A 17,756-nucleotide genomic window follows, 5' to 3' on the forward strand; every position below is an offset into this window, starting at 1 on the left:
CGAAGCACGGATTCAAGGATTCGAACCCAGGAGAGTATAAGGATGAGCGAGACGAAGGAAGCAGCAGCAACGGGCGCCGCGAGCGGTTTCAAGCCGAAGAAGTCGGTCGCGCTGTCGGGCGTCGCGGCGGGCAACACCGCGCTGTGCACGGTCGGCAAGACCGGCAACGATCTGCATTATCGCGGCTATGACATTCTCGATATCGCCGGATCGAGCGAATTCGAGGAGATCGCGCACCTGCTCGTGCACGAGACGCTGCCGAACGTGACGGAACTGGCCGCGTACAAGGCGAAGCTGCGCGCGATGCGCGGCCTGCCCGCGAACGTGAAGGCGGCGCTCGAATGGATTCCGGCGTCCGCGCATCCGATGGACGTGATGCGCACCGGCGTATCGGTGCTCGGCACCGTGCTGCCCGAGAAGGACGACCACAACCTGCCGGGCGCGCGCGACATCGCGGACCGGCTGATGGCGTCGCTCGGCTCGATGCTGCTGTACTGGTATCACTACTCGCACAACGGCCGCCGCATCGAGACGGAAACCGACGACGACTCGATCGGCGGTCACTTCCTGCACCTGCTGCACGGCAAGACGCCGTCGAAATCGTGGGTCGACGCGATGCATACGTCGCTGATCCTGTACGCGGAGCACGAGTTCAACGCGTCGACATTCACGGGCCGCGTGATCGCCGGCACGGGCTCGGACATGTACTCGTCGATCACGGGCGCGATCGGCGCGCTGCGCGGGCCGAAGCACGGCGGCGCGAACGAAGTCGCATACGAGATCCAGAACCGCTACCGCACGCCCGACGAGGCGGAAGTCGACATCCGCCGCCGCGTCGAGAACAAGGAAGTCGTGATCGGCTTCGGCCACCCGGTCTACACGATCTCCGATCCGCGCAACAAGGTGATCAAGGAGGTCGCGCGCAAGCTGTCGAAGGAAGCGGGCGACCTGAAGCTCTTCAGCATCGCCGAGCGGCTCGAATCGGTGATGTGGGCGATCAAGAAGATGTTCCCGAACCTCGACTGGTTCAGCGCGGTGTCGTATCACATGATGGGCGTGCCGACCGCGATGTTCACGCCGCTCTTCGTGATCGCGCGCACGTCCGGCTGGAGCGCGCACATCATCGAGCAGCGGGTCGACAACAAGATCATCCGCCCGAGCGCGAACTACACCGGCCCGGAAGACCTGAAGTTCGTGCCGATCGAGAAGCGCTGATCGGCGGCATCCGGCGGCCGGGCGCGACGCCCGGCCGTTTCGCGACGATCGTTACCCAGTCTGTCCCCACGCAATGAACACTGCCAACCGCAAACCCCTGCCCGGCACGCCGCTCGATTACTTCGACGCGCGCGCCGCCGTCGACGCGATCCGCCCGGGCGCGTACGACACCTTGCCGTACACGTCGCGCGTGCTCGCCGAGAACCTCGTGCGCCGCTGCGACCCGGCGATCCTCGCCGATTCGCTGAAACAGCTCGTCGAGCGCAAGCGCGAGCGCGATTTCCCGTGGTTCCCGGCGCGCGTCGTCTGCCACGACATCCTCGGCCAGACCGCGCTCGTCGATCTCGCGGGCCTGCGCGACGCGATCGCGGAACGCGGCGGCGATCCGGCGAAGGTGAATCCGGTCGTGCCGGTGCAACTGATCGTCGATCACTCGCTCGCCGTCGAGTGCGGCGGCTTCGATTCGGACGCGTTCGCGAAGAACCGCGCGATCGAGGATCGCCGCAACGAGGATCGCTTCCACTTCATCGAGTGGACGAAGAAGGCGTTCGAGAACGTCGACGTGATTCCACCCGGCAACGGCATCATGCACCAGATCAATCTGGAGAAGATGTCGCCCGTGATCCAGGCGCAGGACGGCGTGGCGTACCCGGACACCTGCGTCGGCACCGACAGCCACACGCCGCACGTCGACGCGCTCGGCGTGATCGCGATCGGCGTGGGCGGGCTGGAGGCGGAGAACGTGATGCTCGGCCGCGCGTCGTGGATGCGGCTGCCGGACATCGTCGGCGTCGAGCTGACCGGCAAGCGCCAGCCCGGCATCACCGCGACCGACGTCGTGCTCGCGCTGACCGAATTCCTGCGCCGCGAGAAAGTGGTCGGCGCGTATCTCGAATTCCGCGGCGAGGGCGCGAAGAGCCTCACGCTCGGCGATCGCGCGACGATCTCGAACATGGCGCCCGAATACGGCGCGACGGCCGCGATGTTCTTCATCGACGGGCAGACGATCGATTACCTGCGCCTGACGGGGCGCAGCGACGAGCAGGTGAAGCTCGTCGAAACCTACGCGAAGGCGGCGGGCCTGTGGGCAGACAGCCTCGCGAACGCGCAATACGAGCGCACGCTGACGTTCGATCTGTCGAGCGTCGTGCGCAACATGGCCGGCCCGTCGAATCCGCACAAGCGGCTGCCGACGTCCGAGCTCGCCGCGCGCGGGATCGCGGGCCGGTGGGAAGAGAAGCCGGGCGAGATGCCCGACGGCGCGGTGATCATCGCCGCGATCACGAGCTGCACGAACACGAGCAACCCGCGCAACGTGATCGCCGCGGCCTTGCTCGCGCGCAACGCGAACGCGCGCGGCCTCGTGCGCAAGCCGTGGGTGAAGAGCTCGCTCGCGCCCGGCTCGAAGGCGGTCGAGCTGTATCTGAAGGAAGCGAACCTGCTGCCGGAGCTGGAGAAGCTCGGCTTCGGCATCGTCGCGTTCGCGTGCACGACCTGCAACGGGATGTCCGGCGCGCTCGATCCCAAGATCCAGCAGGAGATCGTCGAGCGCGACCTGTACGCCACCGCCTTGCTGTCCGGCAACCGCAACTTCGACGGCCGCATCCATCCGTATGCGAAGCAGGCGTTCCTCGCGTCGCCGCCGCTCGTCGTCGCTTACGCGATCGCGGGCACGATCCGCTTCGACATCGAGAAGGACGCGCTCGGCCACGACGCGAACGGCCAGCCCGTCACGCTGAAGGACATCTGGCCGACCGACGAGGAGATCGACGCGATCGTCGCCTCGAGCGTGAAGCCCGGGCAGTTCCGCGCCGTCTACGAGCCGATGTTCGCGCGCGCGGCCGACGCCGGCGAGCGCGCGGCGCCCCTCTACGACTGGCGGCCGCAGAGCACGTACATCCGCCGTCCGCCGTACTGGGAGGGCGCGCTCGCGGGCGAGCGCACGCTCGCGGGCATGCGTGCGCTCGCCGTGCTCGGCGACAACATCACGACCGACCACCTGTCGCCGTCGAACGCGATCCTGCCGACGAGCGCGGCGGGCGAATACCTCGCGAAGATGGGCCTGCCGGAAGAGGACTTCAACTCGTACGCGACGCACCGCGGAGACCACCTGACCGCGCAGCGCGCGACGTTCGCGAATCCGACGCTCGTCAACGAGATGGCGGTCGTCGACGGCGAAGTGAAGAAGGGCTCGCTCGCGCGCGTCGAGCCGGACGGCAGCGTGATGCGGATGTGGGAGGCGATCGAGACCTACATGAACCGCAAGCAGCCGCTCGTCGTGATCGCGGGCGCGGATTACGGCCAGGGATCGTCGCGCGACTGGGCGGCGAAGGGCGTGCGGCTCGCGGGCGTCGAGGCGATCGTCGCGGAGGGCTTCGAGCGGATCCACCGCACGAACCTGATCGGCATGGGCGTGCTGCCGCTCGAGTTCAAGCCGGGCACGAACCGCACGACGCTTGCGATCGACGGCACCGAGACGTTCGACGTGATCGGCGGGCGCACGCCGCGCGCGGAACTCACGCTCGTGATCCGCCGCAAGAGCGGCGAGCGCGTGGATGTGCCCGTCACGTGCCGACTCGACACGGCCGAGGAAGTGTCGATCTACGACGCGGGCGGCGTGCTGCAGCGCTTCGCGCAGGACTTCCTCGAATCGTCGAAGGCGGCGTGACGGCGCGGTGACGCGCTTCATCGGGCGAACGGGCCCGAATCACTTGCTTTCACTTGCTTTGCATGGGATCGGAGCCGGTGCTGAAGCACTCGCTCCGCTCGACACAGGACCTCACGAATCATGGCCCACGTACCCCAAATCAAGATTCCCGCGACCTACCTGCGCGGCGGCACCAGCAAGGGCGTGTTCTTCCGGCTGCAGGATCTGCCCGAAGCCGCGCGGCAGCCGGGCGCCGCGCGCGACGCGCTGCTCTCGCGCGTGATCGGCAGCCCGGACCCGTACGGCAAGCAGATCGACGGGATGGGCGGCGCGAGCTCGAGCACGAGCAAGACGGTGATCGTCGCGAAGAGCGCGCGGCCCGATCACGATGTCGATTACCTGTTCGGCCAGGTGTCGATCGACAAGCCGTTCGTCGACTGGAGCGGCAACTGCGGCAACCTGTCGGCGGCGGTCGGCCCGTTCGCGATCGCGGGCGGCCTGATCGACCCGGCGCGCGTGCCGGAGAACGGCGTCGCGACCGTGCGGATCTGGCAGGCGAACATCGGCAAGACGATCGTCGCGCACGTGCCGGTCACGAACGGCGCGGTGCAGGAGACGGGCGACTTCGAGCTCGACGGCGTCACGTTCCCGGCCGCCGAAGTGCAGCTCGAATTCATGGACCCGGCGGCCGACGAGGAAGGCGCGGGCGGCGCGATGTTCCCGACGGGCAATCTCGTCGACGATCTCGACGTGCCCGGCGTCGGCAGGCTGAAGGCGACGATGATCAACGCGGGCATTCCGACGATCTTCGTCGACGCCGGGGCGATCGGCTACGCCGGCACCGAGCTGCAGGACGCGATCAATTCGGACGCGAAGGCGCTCGCGATGTTCGAGACGATCCGCGCGCACGGCGCGCTGCGCATGGGCCTCATCGCGTCGCTCGACGAGATCGCGACGCGCCAGCACACGCCGAAGGTGGCGTTCGTCGCGAAGCCGGCCGACTACATCGCGTCGAGCGGCAAGCGCGTCGCGGCCGCCGACGTCGATCTGCTCGTGCGCGCGCTGTCGATGGGCAAGCTGCATCACGCGATGATGGGCACGGCGGCTGTCGCGATCGGCGCCGCGGCCGCGATTCCGGGCACGCTCGTGAACCTCGCGGCGGGCGGCGGCGCGCGCCACGCGGTGCGCTTCGGCCATCCGTCGGGCACGCTGCGCGTCGGCGCCGAAGCGAAGCAGGACGGCGGCGAGTGGGCCGTCACGAAGGCGATCATGAGCCGCAGCGCGCGCGTGTTGATGGAGGGCTGGGTACGCGTGCCGGGCGACGCGTTCTGACGCGGCGGGGCTCGGGGGGGCGGCGGCGATCGAGCGATCGGGCGTTCGGCGGCTTTGCCGTTGCGCGCCCACCCCGAGCCGGGCGCGGCGCGCCGCCGCGCCCTATGCCTTCTCTTCGGCCGCGCCCGGCTCGCGCCCGTCGCCGACCCGGTTGATCGTTCCCTGCGCGACCGCGACGAGCCGCTCGTGGTCGCCGTCGATCACGAACACGTGGCACTGGCAGGTCGCCTGATTCCGCCCCGCATAAATCAGCTTCGCGCGCGCGATCAGCGTGCCGACGACGGCCGGGCGCAGGTAATTGATCTTGTATTCCCCCGTGACGACGCGCGGCCCGAGCGCGAGCGCGCCCGCGAACGTCAGCGCGTTGTCCGCGAGATAGCTGATGACGCCGCCGTGGACGAAGCCGTACTGCTGCCTGAGCTCGTCGCGGATCGGCAGGCGCAGCGACGCCTCGTCGCCGCCGATGTGCACGAGCTCGGTGCCGAGCAGCATGCTGAAGGGTTGCGCGCGCAGGGCGCCGCGCGCGTGGTCCACGATGTCGGTCATCGACGTTCCTTCGCTATCGATTGAATTGATACGTTGAACAATGCGGCGCGGCGCGCGCGCCGCCGATGCAATCCGGCTCTTTGCGCTCCACTCTAGGAAGGGGGCGGGCGATACGCAAGGAAATTCGTCGTGCCGGCGCCCGCTCGCGGCGACGCGCCACGCGCCACGCGCCGGTCATGCGCCCGGCGGGCCACTACCAATTCTGGTAGATAGCGAAAGCGCGCAGGCGAACTAACCTTAGTACGCAGACCAATCGACGACATGAAAGCGCCCCGCCGCGCCGGCGGGCGCACGGGGACAACCGCGTTGCCGCCGTGGACCGACGACGCGCCGGTTCAGAAGGATAACGAATGGCAAATCACGGGCTGCGAGCAGCACGTCACGAGACACCGTGTCGCCGCGCGGCGGCGAACGCGTCATTCATCGACGAATTTCCCGATCCTGCGCACATACGACAGCCGGAGGCACTTCGCCGCTGCAGGAGAGATCGCGGGGCTGTCGGCCATCGTCCATTTTCAGCGAGGAAAACATGAGTCAAGCACACGGTCATCCGGTCACGCCTTACGGCGTCGCGATCCATCAGGCGATCGCGGACGGCGATCTCGCGCAGATGAAGTCGCTGCGCACGCAGGCACAGGCGCTGCTCGGCCAGCAAGGCAATCTCGCCACCGCGCTCGAGCTCCTCGAAATCGAGATCGCCAGGCTCGAACGGAGCAAGTAGCCGCGCGTCAGCCGCCTCGGCTCGCCGTGTCGCCGCGGAGGCGTTTCAGCGTGTCGTCGTCGTTCAACCACTCGCATCAAGGAGACTCACATGTCCGAAGATCTTCGCGTCGGTCTTTTTGCGGTTCGCTACTTCGTCGGCACCGGGCTGCCCGGCGCGCCGCAGCTCGTGCTCAATCTGGTGGTCGACACGGCCGAACACAGCGTCGTCGGCGCCGCGGCGATCTCGCAGGCCGTGAGCCCGCCGCTGAACTTCCATGCCGATGTCTGGGGCACCTACGTGTTCCGGCTCGGCCCGCCGCCGCGCCGCGACGGCAGCGGCGCGATCGTGCAGATCGCGCTGCAGGGCAACCAGGGCGGGCCGCACTCGAATTCGATGATCACGTTCTACGGCGATCTGCTGCTGAAGGGCGACGGCAAGACGGGCATCGCGTCGTACCGCTACTACTCGAACGGCACCTGGCACGAAGTCGAGAACGTGCCGGTCAAGGCCGACCCCGAACTCGTGCCGCTCGAGCCGGGGCCCGTCATCGGCGGATCGCCGCGGACCGCGTACGGGCCGGTGCCGTTGTACGGAGTGACGATCCAGTATGCGGCGGCGTCCGGCGATCTCGCGCACATGAAGACGCTCGCCACCTATGCGCGGCAGCAACTGGACAGCCACGACGACATCGCGGCCGCGCTGGCCGCGCTGAAGACGGAAATCGCCAGGCTCGAAAGCCGGCAGTGAGCGGCACGGCCTTGCATCGACATCATTCGTTCATCTTCGTGGAGCAAACGTCATGGCTACTACCGGCCTCTTTCCCGTTCAACTTCGCGTCGCGACGCCCAATCTCGGCGCGCCCGTCCTCTGGCTGTATCTGCTCGTCAATGCTGTGGAGAAGACCGTTTCGGGCTTCGCCCGCATCACCCAGCCGATCTATCCGCCGCCGCATTTCCGCGCGCGCGTCGTCGGACAGTTCCATCAAGTGAGGATCGATCCCCTGGCGCCGCCGTCGATCGCGCTCACCCTCACGGGCAGCCCGACCGGCCCCATCGCGCCGCAGGTCGTGATCCTGGAGCTCAATGGGCTGCTGAACGACGACTGGCAATCGGGCACGGCGAACTACCGCTACTTCTACGAAGGCCGCTGGCATTCGATCGAGCACGCGATCGTGTCGAAGGACAACTCGCTGATCCCGCTCGATCCGCCGCACGAGCACGTGGTGCCGATGTACGGCGTCGGCCTGCAGGAAGCGAGGGCGTCCGGCGACCTGAGCCGGATGAAGGCGATCGCGCAGCAGGCCGAGCAGCAGCTCGCCGATCACGATGCGATCGCCGCCGAGCTCGAGACGCTCGAAGCGGAAATCGCGCGGCTCGAAGCGCGCCGCTGAGCGCGCCCGCGCCGCTTGCCGCACGCGCGGGCCCGTCCGCGCGTGCGGCCGCCACCGTCCCACAAGGAGACATCGACATGAGCACAACGGACGCGCGCCCGGCCCGCTACCTGATCGACAGCGACTATCAACGCTTCGTCCCGGTTCATGCCGTTTGGGAAATCACGCTCGCCTGCGATCTCAAGTGCCTGCATTGCGGTTCGCGGGCGGGGCGCCGGCGGACCAACGAGCTGAGCACGGCCGAATGCCTCGAAGTGATCGAGGCGCTCGCGCGGCTCGGCACGCGCGAAGTGTCGCTGATCGGCGGCGAGGCGTATCTGCGCAAGGACTGGACGCAACTGATCCGCGCGATCCGCTCGCACGGCATGTATTGCGCGATCCAGACGGGCGGCCGCAATCTGACGCCGAAGCGCCTGGCGGAAGCGGTCGACGCGGGCCTGAACGGCGTCGGCGTGTCGCTCGACGGGCTCGCGCCGCTGCACGACAAGGTGCGCAACGTGCCGGGCGCGTTCGAGCGCGCGCTCGACACGCTGCGCCGCGCGCGCGACGCGGGCCTCGCGGTGAGCGTCAACACGCAGATCGGCGCGCAGACGATGGCGGACCTGCCCGCGCTGATGGACACGATCATCGAACTCGGCGCGACGCACTGGCAGATCCAGTTGACGGTCGCGATGGGCAACGCGGTCGACAACGACGAGGTGCTGCTGCAGCCGTACCGGCTGGCCGAGCTGATGCCGCTCCTCGCGAAGCTGTATACGGACGGCGTGAGCCGCGGGCTGCTGATGACGGTCGGCAACAACATCGGCTATTACGGGCCGTACGAGCACCTCTGGCGCGGCTTCGGCGACGAGCGCGTGCACTGGACCGGCTGCGCGGCCGGCCAGACCGTGATCGCGCTCGAAGCGGACGGCACGGTGAAGGGCTGCCCGTCGCTCGCGACGGTCGGCTTCTCCGGCGGCAACGTGCGCGACATGTCGATCGAGGACATCTGGCGCACGAGCGAGGGCATCCATTTCGGCCGGCTGCGCTCGGTCGACGATCTGTGGGGCTTCTGCCGCACCTGCTACTACGCGGACGTGTGCCGCGGCGGCTGCACGTGGACCTCGCATTCGCTGCTCGGCAAGCCGGGCAACAATCCGTACTGCCACTATCGCGTGCTCGAGCTGCAGAAGCAGGGGCTGCGCGAGCGGATCGAGAAGGTGCAGGACGCGGGCCCGGCGTCGTTCGCGGTGGGCCGCTTCGATCTCGTGACCGAGCGCATCGCCGATGGCGAGCCGGTGTCGAGCATCGTCCGCTCGGGGCAGGTGATCGAGCTCGCCTGGAAGAACAAGGGCAAGCGCTCGCCGGACGTCGGGCGCGTGCCGTCGAGAATGAAGCTGTGCCGCAACTGCGACGGCTACGTGCATGCGAGCGAGCATACCTGTCCGCATTGCGGCAGCGACATCGACGCGGCGGCGCGCGCCCACGAGCAGGACACGCGGCGCCGGCACGCGCTGATGAACGACCTGGAGCGTCTGCTCGGCCTGTCGGCGTCGACGTTCGACGGCGCGTGACGCTCGCGAGGCCGGACGCGCTCGCGCCCGGCCTCGCCGTTTCGGCGGACGCCGGGCAACCAGAGAGCCCCCGCGCCGCGTAGGTGATCGCTCAAGTCCGCCGCCGAAATGCCGCTAACGCCAAGGCAGCATCTTTTCTTGGCTCTAACGGAATTTCATGTTCAGCAAAATCAAGCTCGCATCCGGCCTGCTCGGCGTGCTCGTCGTGTTCTGCCTGTTTCTGATCGCGGTCGAGGGGCTCGGCTTCTGGTCGCTGTCCGCGTCGCGCAGCAATGTCGACGATCTGTCCAACGTCGCGATCAAGCAGGTCGACGCGACGACCGTCGCGACCCAGCACATGCTCGACGCTCGCACCAACCTGTCGCGCGCCAGCACGCGGATGGTGAAGGGCGATCCGATGCCCACCGAGACGCTCCAGCACGTGCGCGACCAGCTCGCGCTCGCCGATCGCGCGTTCGCCGCCTTCACGGCCGCGCCGACGATCAGCGCCGAGAACACCGAGCGCGCGGCGGCGCTCACCGAGCGCTACCGCAAGTACCACGCGGCGCTCGTCGATCTCGTGCAGTTCCTCGAATCCAACAACATGCAGGCGTTTCTCGATCAGCCGACGCAGCAGATCCAGGACGCGTATCTCGGCGAGTTGCGCACGTTCTCCGAATTCAGCAGCCGCACGAGCGAGCATGCGCTCGGCATGATCGACACCGGGATGCGCTGGTTCGAGACGGTCGGCGCGGTGCTGCTCGTGCTGATGTTCGCGTGCATCGCGGGGATCTACGCCGTCGCGCGGCGCGCGGTGGTCGCGCCGCTCGCGCAGACGGGCGTGCATTTCGAGCAGATCGCGCAAGGCCGCCTCGACGGGAGGGTGGCGCCGCACGGCATCCACGAAATCGAGCGGCTGCTGCGCGGGCTCGCCGAGATGCAGGCGAGCGTCGCGGGCACCGTGCGCGCCGTGCGCAACGCGTCGAACGCGATCCACCTCGGCGCGGCCGAGATCGCGAGCGGCAACGCGGACCTGTCCGCGCGCACGTCGAGCCAGGCCGCGTCGCTCGAGCAAACGGCGGCGAGCATGGAGGAGCTGACCGCCACCGTGCGGCAGAACAGCGACAGTGCGCGCGCGGCGAGCGCGCTCGCCGACGACGCGCTGCGAACGACGAAGAACGGCGGCGCGATCGTCGACGACGTGATCGACAAGATGCACGGCATCGCGCGCAGCTCGGGCCGGATCGCGGAGATCATCGCGGTGATCGACGGGATCGCATTCCAGACCAACATCCTCGCGCTGAACGCGGCCGTCGAGGCGGCGCGCGCGGGCGAGGAGGGGCGCGGCTTCGCGGTGGTCGCGGGCGAGGTGCGCGCGCTCGCGCAGCGCAGCGCGCAGTCGGCCAAGGAGATCAAGCTGCTGATCGAGGAATCGGTCACGCAGATCGACGGCGGCTCCGAGCTCGTCGAGCGCGCGGGCGAGGCGATGCGCTCGGTGTCCGCGTCGATCGAGCGGGTCGCGCAGACGATGGCCGAGATCACGGCCGCGTCGATCGAGCAGAGCGCGGGGATCGAGCAGGTCAACCAGGCGGTCACGCAGATGGAGCAACTGACGCAGCAAAACGCGGCGCTCGTCGAGGAAGTCGCGGCGGCGGCCGGCTCGCTCAACGAGCAAACCGAGCAGTTGCAGCAGTCGGTCTCGGTGTTCGAGCTCGGCGACGCGCGCGAGCGCCGGCCCGCCGGCGGCGCGGCGCTCGCCGGCGCGGGCGCGCCGCAGCTCGCGGGCGCATAGTCGCGCATGCATCGGGTGCGCGGGGCGGGCGGGACGGATCGCGCATCGTCGTCCGCGCCGCCCGTCTCGCATCGGGGGCGCGCTCATGCGGCCCGCCCCGGCTTCGCGCCGACGAGCAGCCGCACCACGACGGCCGTCGCGAGCGCGAACGCGCCGCTCACGCCCAGCGCGACCGCGAAGCCGCTCGCGAAGCCCGCGGGCGCGATTCGCGCGAGCGCCGCGCCCGTGCGCGGCGGCAGGCCGCGTACCGCCTGCGCGAGATCGCCCGCGAGCAGGCTCGACATGAAGTGCGCGTCGAGCGCGCCGAGCAGCTCCGGCGCGTGCGCGACGCGCGCGGCGAGCGCCGCGTGGGTCCGCGCGGCGAGCACCGCGCCGAGCACGCCGACCGACATCACGATTGCGGAAAAACGCGTCGTCGTGCTGATCCCGGACGCCATCCCGGTCCGCTCCGGCGGCACGCACGCCATGATCGCCTTTTGCGTGTCGCCGTTGAGGATGCCCGCGCCGCAGCCGGTGATCAGCATGCCGAGCGCGACGGGCCCGTAATGCGACGCGCCCGCGAGCGCGGCGGTCGCGACATTGCCGATGCCGATCAGCGCGAGCCCGCCGCCGAGCACGGTCGCGGCCGGCGCGCGCGCCGACAGCGCCGCGCCGAGCGACGGCCCGACGATCATCGCGAGCGCGAACGGCAGCATGCCGAGCCCCGCGTCGATTGCCGACATCCCGAAGCCGATCTGCAGATAGAGCGGCAGGAACGTCATCATCACCTGCGCGCACGCCGCGTAGCCGAACATCGCAAGCAGCGCGCCGACGAAGCGCGGCTCGCGAAACAGCGCGAGATCGATCACCGGACGCCGCTGCCAGCGCTCGGCGGCGACGAACGCCGCGACGAGCGCCGCGCTCGCCGCGAAGCGCGCGAGCGTGCCGGGCGCGGTCCAGCCGCGCGACGGCGCGTCGATCAGCGCCCAGATGCCGAGCGCGAGCGCCGAGCCGAACAGCACGCTGCCCGGCGCGTCGATGCGCTTCGCGTGCGGATCGCGCGATTCGTCGATCGTCGCGCAAACGGCCGCGGCGAGCGCGACACACACCGGCAGGTTCAGCAGGAAGATCCAGCGCCATCCGATCCATTGCGCGATCGCGCCGCCGACGAGCGGCGCGACCGTCGTCGCGATGCCCATGCACATGCCCCAGATCGCCCACGCGCGCGTGCGGTCGCGGCCGTCGGGGAAGCGGTTCGCGATCACGGCGAGCGCCGACGTCAGCAGCATCGCGGCGCCGACGCCCTTGACCGCGCGCGCGACGTTGAGCAACGCGGCCGACGGCGCGAGCCCGCAGCCGAGCGACGCGACGAAGAACACCGCGAGCCCGGCGAGCAGCACGCGCCTGCGGCCCGCGCGGTCGGCGAGGCCGCCCGCCGGCAGCAGACAGGCGGCGAACGCGGTCATGTACGCGCTCACGACCCATTCGATGTCCGCGAAGCTCGCGTGGAACGTGCGGGCGATCGACGGCAGCGACACCGCGACGACGTTCGTGTCGAGCACAATCAGCGAGCAGGCCGCGGACGCAGTGGCGAGCGCGCGCCACGCGGTGCTGCGGCGGGCGTGCGCGAGCGCCGCGGAGCCGGGCGCGGATGCGGGGGCGGGGGCAGACGCGGAGGCGGCGGGCGAGCCGCAAGCGTGACGGAGGGGCTCGATCGGAGCGGGGCGGGAGGGCGCGTCGTGCATGCCGGACACCATGATGCGAAGGGGAGAGCGGCATGTTAGGCTCAGCGGTTGTTGCGTGTCATTGCTACAGAAATCCATCTTTATTGCTTGATGAAGCAATAAGCGGAAGCAATAAGCGGGAGCAATAAATGGATCGCCTCGAACTGCGCCACGTCCGGGCGTTTCTCTGCGTCGCGCGGCATCTGCACTTCGCCCGCGCGGCGGACGAGCTCGACGTCGCGCCGCCCGCGCTGACGCGGCTCATCCAGGATGCGGAGCGGCTTCTCGGCGTGCGGCTCTTTCATCGCACGCGGCGCTCGGTCGCGCTGAGCGCGGCGGGTGCGGTCTACCTCGGCGAAGCGCAGGCGGCGCTCGCGCATCTCGCGCGCGGCCGCGAGCTGGCGGCGCTTGCCGAGCGCGGCGAAATCGGGCGGATCGAGGTCGGGTACGTGTCGTCGGCCGCGTATGCGGGCGTGCTGCAACGCACGGTCGGCGCGTTTCGCGACGCGCATCCGCGCATCGGCGTCGACGTGCGCGAAGTGCCGATGGGCGATGTCGCCGCGCAGCTCGACGCTGGCACGCTCGACGTCGCATACGTGCGCCCGCCGCTGCCGCTGCCGGACGGCGTGTCGACGCACACAGTGCACCGCGACGTGTTCGTCGTCGCGGTGCACGAGCATTCGCCGCTCGCGGCGCGCGCGTCGATCCGGCCGGCCGCGCTCGCCGGCGAGCGCTTCGTCGTGCCCGAGCAGGCGCTCGGCACGCTGGAGGTGGCGCGCCGCGGGCGTTTCGAGCCGGTCGTCGACGCGCGGCCGGGCGCGCTCGTCGCGGTGCTCGCGCACGTGTCGGTCAGCGGAGCCGCCGCGATCGTGCCGCAGTCGCTCGTCGGCTGCGTGTCGCTGCCGGGCGTCGCGTACCGGCCGATCGAAGGCAAGCCGATTCCGTCGGAAGTGGCGATCGCGTATCGCAAGCACGAGAAGGCGCCCGCGGTGCGCGCGTTCGTGCGGTACGTGCGGCAGGCGGCGCTTTAGCGCGGGGGCGCGCGCGGTTGCATGTGCTCCGGCGGCGATGTCAGTCGACGCACGTCACGCGCCTCGCGCGCGGCGCGTCACGCTCCCGCAGGCAACGACGCGTATGCGGTCGCGAGGTGATACGGCGTCGTCGACGGCATGTCCGCGCGCGACACGCCGCCCTGCGCGGTCCTGCATTCGTACCAGCCGCGCGGATGCAGGAACCGCTCGGCAAAGCGCGCGATCTGACGGGCGAGCGCGTCCGGCTCGCCGCCGTGCGTCGCGAGCGCGCGCAGATATTCGGTCTGCGCCCAGATCCGCTGCGTGCCGTCCAGGCATGCGCCGCGCGCGTCGGTCGCCGCGCAGACGCCGCCCGTGTCCGGATCGACGCCGTGCCGTTGCGCGAACGCGTACGCGCGCGCGAGCGCGTCGGGCAGGCCGGTCGACGCGAGCCGCGCGCCCGCCGCGCTGACGAGATAGAACCACTCGAACTGATGGCCGGGCTCGAAGCGATTGTCGGCGCAGCCGAGCGGCAGCTCCGCAACGCAGCCGGTATGCGGATCGACGAACGTGCGCTCGACCGCCTGCGCGGTGCGCAGCAGCGCGTCGTCGAATGCGGTCTCGCCGAACGCGCGGCTCGCGGCGAGCCAGCCTTCGGTCAGGTGCATCAGCGGATTCTGCAGCGGGCCGCCCGCCGTCGCGGCGAAGTCGTCGCTGCGCGCGGAGTCGAGGAGCGCGCTGCCCGGTTGCGGCGCGAAGCGCTCGACGATCAGCGCCGCCGTGCGTTGCGCGACGTCGCGCGCGTCGCGATTGCCTGACGCCGCGAAATATTCGGCGCACGCGAACACGACGAACGCGTGCGTATACAGATCCTTCGTGCGGTCGAGCGGCGCGCCCTGCGCATCGACGCTGTAGAACCAGCCGTCGTGGCGAGGATCGCGAAAGTGGCGGCACAATGCGGCAAAGAGCGTGTGCGCGTGCTGGGCGTCGCCCGCCTGCGAGAACACGAACAACTGGCGCGCGCACGCCATCGCGCGATAGCGGGTGACGGGCAGCGGCGCGTGCGTGTCCGGCGCGACGGCCTCGAACGGCAGTTGCAGCGCCGGGTTGAAGCCGGGTCCGCGCCAGAGCGGCAAGACGATTTGCGCGAAGTGGCGGCGCAATCGGGCGGCCTGGTCGGAAACGGAGACGAGTGCGGACATGACGGATGACGACGCGGTTGACAGTGGAAGAACGCGGCACCGCGCGCGCGGGCCGAGCGGCAAGGATAAAGCATGCGGCCCGCCGCCGTCGAACCTGGGAGAGCATGGATGCTGAACAACGTCGAACTCATCATGCGGCTGATTCTCGCGGCGGCGCTCGGCAGCGTGATCGGCATCGAGCGCGAGCGCCTGTCATGGGCGGCCGGGCTGCGCACGCACATGCTCGTGTGCGTCGGCTCGGCGCTCATCATGATCGTGTCGGCGTTCGGCTTCGCCGACGTGCTCGGCCAGGCGCACATCGACCTCGACCCGTCGCGGATGGCGGCGCAGGTGGTGTCGGGGATCGGCTTTCTCGGCGCGGGATCGATCCTGCTGCGCGGCGAGATCGTCCGCGGGCTGACGACGGCCGCGAGCCTCTGGTCGGTCGCGGCAGTCGGGCTCGCGGTGGGCGGCGGGCTGTACGCGGCGGCGATCGCGGCGACGGTCATCATTCTCTTGATCCTCGCCGGCATCAAGCCGCTCGAGCGGCGCTACCTGACCGTGCGCCAGCGCCGCCATCTCGTGCTGCTGGCCGAGCGCGGCACGCTGACGTTCGATTCGCTGCACGCGGCGCTCGGCGTCGACAGCGCGCGCGTCAAGCGCTTCATCGTCCAGCAGAGCGAGGATGCGGCGGACAGCGACGAAGTGACGATCGCGCTTGGCCGCGTGTCGGACGTCGAATACGAGAGCATTTGCGCGCGCTTGCGGCAGTTGCCGGGCGTGAAGGGCTTCACCGAGCAGACGAGCGGCTTGCCGGACGATTGACGCGCGGGCTCGCGCGGCGGGCATGAGACAATGCCGCCTTCCTGAAATTGTTCGAAGCCGAGTCCGGCGCGCGTGCGGCGCGCCGCTGAACGATCCATGACCGATTCCGCAGCATCCCCACGTTCCCGTTCTTCCCGTTCGTCCACGACTCGGCGGCGGCCGCGCGCCGCTGCGGCGAGCGGCCCCGCGCAGTCGCGCGCGGCGGCCCGGCCCGGCCGCGACGCCACCGCGAGCGACGCGCTCCGCGACGAGCACACGCTCGATCTGTTCGGCGTCGCGGCCGGAGACAGCGCGCGGACGGACGAAGCGGCCGCCGGCGTGGCCGTCGACGATGCCGAACGAAATGCGGCGCGCGCGCAACAGCGCGGGCTCGACGGTTTCGATCGGCCGCAGGGCGGCGGCGGCGCGCTTGCGACGGTGCGCGGGGCCGACCCGGCGGGCGAACAGGCGGATCTGCTGAGCGGATTCGTAGAAGCGCCGGCAGCGGATACGCGGGATGCGCAACGCGACGCCGGCGGGCGCGCCGCTGCCGATGCGGCGGACGAGCGCCCGCCGGCGGCGGGTGCGGCGAACGAAGGCGCGGGCGCCGCGACGCGTTCCGGCGAGCCTGCAGCGGCCGACGCGGACGCCGGGCAACGCGACGTGTCCCCCCCGGCCGACGCATCCGGGCCGGCGGCGACGAAGTCCACTGCGGCCGACGCGACGGCTGCCCGGCCGCCTCGTTCGCGCCGCTCGTCCGCGCGTCGCGCGGACGGCAACAAGCAGGCGGCCGAACGCGAGGCTCCCGAAGGCGAGGTGGCTGGAGGGGAAACGGCGGGAGGCGGGGCGGCCGGGAATCGCGCTGTGCTGGCTGGCGCGGCTCGCAGCGCGTCGCCCGAGCCCGTGGCGCGTCAGGATGCGGCAACGCGCGATCGGGCGACCGAAGCGGTTGCGGCCCCGGCGGCGACGGATCGCGAGCCGGCGAACGCGGAGCGCGCCGATTCGAGTCCGGCGAATCCGCAGCCGGCTTTGCCGCTCGCGGGCGGCGTCGCGGTCGATGCGCCGGCGGCGTCGAAATCCCGGAAGGCGCCCGACACGAGCGGCAACTCAAAGCCGGCCGCATCGAACGGCCGCGCGGCTGGCCGCGCCGATCGTTCCGGCACCTCCGGCAGCCGCGTCGGCGCCGTGGACAGCGTCGACGCGCCCCTGTCTGCCGTCCCGGCCGCATCGTCCATGTCGTCTGTGTCATCTGCGCCCACTGCGGCGTCTATGCCGCACGCACCGTCAACGCCGTCTCCGTCCGTATCGCCCACGTCGCCCGTGCCGTCGGCTGCGCTCGCCGTCTCATCCGATCTCGACGCGCACCTGCGCCCGCTCGCCGACCGGGTCCGCGCGCTCCAATCGGAAACGATCGACCTGCGCCGGGCGGCCGATGCGGAGATGCGCCGCGTGAACCGCCTGCTGCTCGCGCTCGCGGTGGCTCTGCTCGTCGCGATCGTCGCGCTGGTCGTCCAGGCGGTGCAAATGTCGGCGCAGCGCGATCGATTTGCTGCGATGCGGCAACGCATCGACAGGCTCGTCGCCGCACAGGTGACCCACTACGCGACGATCGAGATGCTGTCGCAGCGCCAGGACGAGCTCGGCGCGCAGGTCGACCGCCTGACGAGCCGCCTGTCGAGCGCCGCGCCGCCGGTCAAGCGGGCGCATGCCCCGCGCCGCGGGCGCTGATTGAAAGAGGGATGCAACGAACCACCGCGGCGCGATGCCGCACGCGCGTTGCGAGGTCGCAACGGGCCGGCCTCCATTCGCGGCGGGAAAGGGCGATTTGCGAGATTTTTGCTGCGACGCACTAGATGTTCCTAGGGAAAACACCTAGAATCTCATCTAAGGGAAAACCCTTG

Annotated in this window: 14 protein-coding genes; 11 read left to right on the plus strand and 3 right to left on the minus strand. The window is 70.2% G+C overall.

Annotated elements, in window-relative coordinates; all coding sequences use genetic code 11:
- The first annotated feature begins 42 nt into the window (after positions 1 to 42).
- The 3 genes from prpC (at position 43) to prpF (ending at position 5,194) form a co-directional block, all read left to right on the plus strand.
- Positions 43 to 1,215 (plus strand): 2-methylcitrate synthase, encoded by a 1,173-nt coding sequence (gene prpC / locus WT16_RS24915; RefSeq protein WP_006029093.1) that lies wholly within the window; start codon positions 43 to 45, stop codon positions 1,213 to 1,215.
- A gap of 73 nt (positions 1,216 to 1,288) precedes the next feature.
- Positions 1,289 to 3,883, plus strand: a complete 2,595-nt coding sequence (gene acnD / locus WT16_RS24920) for a Fe/S-dependent 2-methylisocitrate dehydratase AcnD (RefSeq protein WP_063534463.1) — start codon at positions 1,289 to 1,291, stop codon at positions 3,881 to 3,883.
- A 120-nt stretch (positions 3,884 to 4,003) separates the two neighbouring features.
- Positions 4,004 to 5,194, plus strand: a complete 1,191-nt coding sequence (prpF, locus tag WT16_RS24925) for a 2-methylaconitate cis-trans isomerase PrpF (RefSeq protein ID WP_063534464.1) — start codon at positions 4,004 to 4,006, stop codon at positions 5,192 to 5,194.
- Between the two features lie 102 nt (positions 5,195 to 5,296).
- Here prpF and WT16_RS24930 read toward each other — a convergent pair whose 3' ends face one another.
- Complete coding sequence (locus WT16_RS24930) at positions 5,297 to 5,740, minus strand: PaaI family thioesterase (protein WP_006029090.1); 444 nt, start codon at positions 5,738 to 5,740, stop codon at positions 5,297 to 5,299.
- Between the two features lie 529 nt (positions 5,741 to 6,269).
- Here WT16_RS24930 and WT16_RS24935 point away from each other — a divergent pair.
- The 5 genes from WT16_RS24935 to WT16_RS24955 all read left to right on the plus strand — a co-directional run bounded on the left by WT16_RS24935 (position 6,270) and on the right by WT16_RS24955 (position 11,157).
- Positions 6,270 to 6,461 carry a DUF1843 domain-containing protein gene (locus tag WT16_RS24935; RefSeq protein WP_006029089.1) on the plus strand — a complete coding sequence of 64 codons (192 nt, stop codon included), beginning with the start codon at positions 6,270 to 6,272 and terminating at the stop codon, positions 6,459 to 6,461.
- A gap of 90 nt (positions 6,462 to 6,551) precedes the next feature.
- Positions 6,552 to 7,190, plus strand: coding sequence for a DUF1842 domain-containing protein (locus WT16_RS24940; protein WP_059933354.1), 639 nt, complete (start codon positions 6,552 to 6,554; stop codon positions 7,188 to 7,190).
- A 52-nt stretch (positions 7,191 to 7,242) separates the two neighbouring features.
- On the plus strand, positions 7,243 to 7,833 hold the full coding sequence (locus tag WT16_RS24945) for a DUF1842 domain-containing protein (RefSeq protein WP_006029087.1): 591 nt from the start codon (positions 7,243 to 7,245) through the stop codon (positions 7,831 to 7,833).
- Between the two features lie 77 nt (positions 7,834 to 7,910).
- On the plus strand, positions 7,911 to 9,386 hold the full coding sequence (locus WT16_RS24950; protein WP_063534465.1) for a GDL motif peptide-associated radical SAM/SPASM maturase: 1,476 nt from the start codon (positions 7,911 to 7,913) through the stop codon (positions 9,384 to 9,386).
- 157 nt (positions 9,387 to 9,543) lie between these two features.
- Entirely contained in the window at positions 9,544 to 11,157 is a 1,614-nt protein-coding gene (locus WT16_RS24955) for a methyl-accepting chemotaxis protein (RefSeq protein WP_063534466.1), read from the plus strand.
- A gap of 83 nt (positions 11,158 to 11,240) precedes the next feature.
- Here WT16_RS24955 and WT16_RS24960 read toward each other — a convergent pair whose 3' ends face one another.
- The gene (locus WT16_RS24960) at positions 11,241 to 12,959 is read right to left on the minus strand and encodes an MFS transporter (protein WP_063534467.1); all 1,719 of its coding nucleotides are present in this window, start codon (positions 12,957 to 12,959) and stop codon (positions 11,241 to 11,243) included.
- A 50-nt stretch (positions 12,960 to 13,009) separates the two neighbouring features.
- Here WT16_RS24960 and WT16_RS24965 point away from each other — a divergent pair, with 50 nt between their 5' ends.
- Entirely contained in the window at positions 13,010 to 13,891 is an 882-nt protein-coding gene (locus WT16_RS24965; RefSeq protein ID WP_006029083.1) for a LysR family transcriptional regulator, read from the plus strand.
- 77 nt (positions 13,892 to 13,968) lie between these two features.
- Here the strand turns inward: WT16_RS24965 and WT16_RS24970 are convergent, their stop codons facing one another.
- A complete protein-coding gene (locus tag WT16_RS24970) occupies positions 13,969 to 15,072 on the minus strand; it encodes an AGE family epimerase/isomerase (protein ID WP_015603935.1) in 1,104 nt (367 codons plus the stop codon).
- A gap of 108 nt (positions 15,073 to 15,180) precedes the next feature.
- Here WT16_RS24970 and WT16_RS24975 point away from each other — a divergent pair, with 108 nt between their 5' ends.
- Both WT16_RS24975 and WT16_RS24980 read left to right on the plus strand, forming a co-directional pair.
- Entirely contained in the window at positions 15,181 to 15,876 is a 696-nt protein-coding gene (locus WT16_RS24975) for an MgtC/SapB family protein (protein ID WP_015603102.1), read from the plus strand.
- Between the two features lie 72 nt (positions 15,877 to 15,948).
- Positions 15,949 to 17,583: a hypothetical protein gene (locus WT16_RS24980; protein ID WP_063534468.1), complete on the plus strand. Its 1,635-nt coding sequence runs from the start codon at positions 15,949 to 15,951 to the stop codon at positions 17,581 to 17,583.
- Positions 17,584 to 17,756 lie beyond the last annotated feature (173 nt).

This window comes from Burkholderia sp. MSMB1589WGS (genome assembly GCF_001636105.1).
Taxonomy (GTDB): domain Bacteria; phylum Pseudomonadota; class Gammaproteobacteria; order Burkholderiales; family Burkholderiaceae; genus Burkholderia; species Burkholderia humptydooensis.

What these genes read in the sequence shown, in the direction of transcription:
- WT16_RS24930 (WP_006029090.1), bottom strand. Translation starts at nt 5,740, where the DNA reads ATGACCGACATCGTGGACCACGCGCGCGGCGCCCTGCGCGCGCAACCC.
- WT16_RS24965 (WP_006029083.1), top strand. Translation starts at nt 13,010, where the DNA reads ATGGATCGCCTCGAACTGCGCCACGTCCGGGCGTTTCTCTGCGTCGCG.
- WT16_RS24975 (WP_015603102.1), top strand. Translation starts at nt 15,181, where the DNA reads ATGCTGAACAACGTCGAACTCATCATGCGGCTGATTCTCGCGGCGGCG.
- WT16_RS24970 (WP_015603935.1), bottom strand. Translation starts at nt 15,072, where the DNA reads ATGTCCGCACTCGTCTCCGTTTCCGACCAGGCCGCCCGATTGCGCCGC.
- prpC (WP_006029093.1), top strand. Translation starts at nt 43, where the DNA reads ATGAGCGAGACGAAGGAAGCAGCAGCAACGGGCGCCGCGAGCGGTTTC.
- WT16_RS24945 (WP_006029087.1), top strand. Translation starts at nt 7,243, where the DNA reads ATGGCTACTACCGGCCTCTTTCCCGTTCAACTTCGCGTCGCGACGCCC.
- prpF (WP_063534464.1), top strand. Translation starts at nt 4,004, where the DNA reads ATGGCCCACGTACCCCAAATCAAGATTCCCGCGACCTACCTGCGCGGC.
- acnD (WP_063534463.1), top strand. Translation starts at nt 1,289, where the DNA reads ATGAACACTGCCAACCGCAAACCCCTGCCCGGCACGCCGCTCGATTAC.
- WT16_RS24935 (WP_006029089.1), top strand. Translation starts at nt 6,270, where the DNA reads ATGAGTCAAGCACACGGTCATCCGGTCACGCCTTACGGCGTCGCGATC.
- WT16_RS24955 (WP_063534466.1), top strand. Translation starts at nt 9,544, where the DNA reads ATGTTCAGCAAAATCAAGCTCGCATCCGGCCTGCTCGGCGTGCTCGTC.
- WT16_RS24940 (WP_059933354.1), top strand. Translation starts at nt 6,552, where the DNA reads ATGTCCGAAGATCTTCGCGTCGGTCTTTTTGCGGTTCGCTACTTCGTC.
- WT16_RS24960 (WP_063534467.1), bottom strand. Translation starts at nt 12,959, where the DNA reads ATGGATTTCTGTAGCAATGACACGCAACAACCGCTGAGCCTAACATGC.
- WT16_RS24950 (WP_063534465.1), top strand. Translation starts at nt 7,911, where the DNA reads ATGAGCACAACGGACGCGCGCCCGGCCCGCTACCTGATCGACAGCGAC.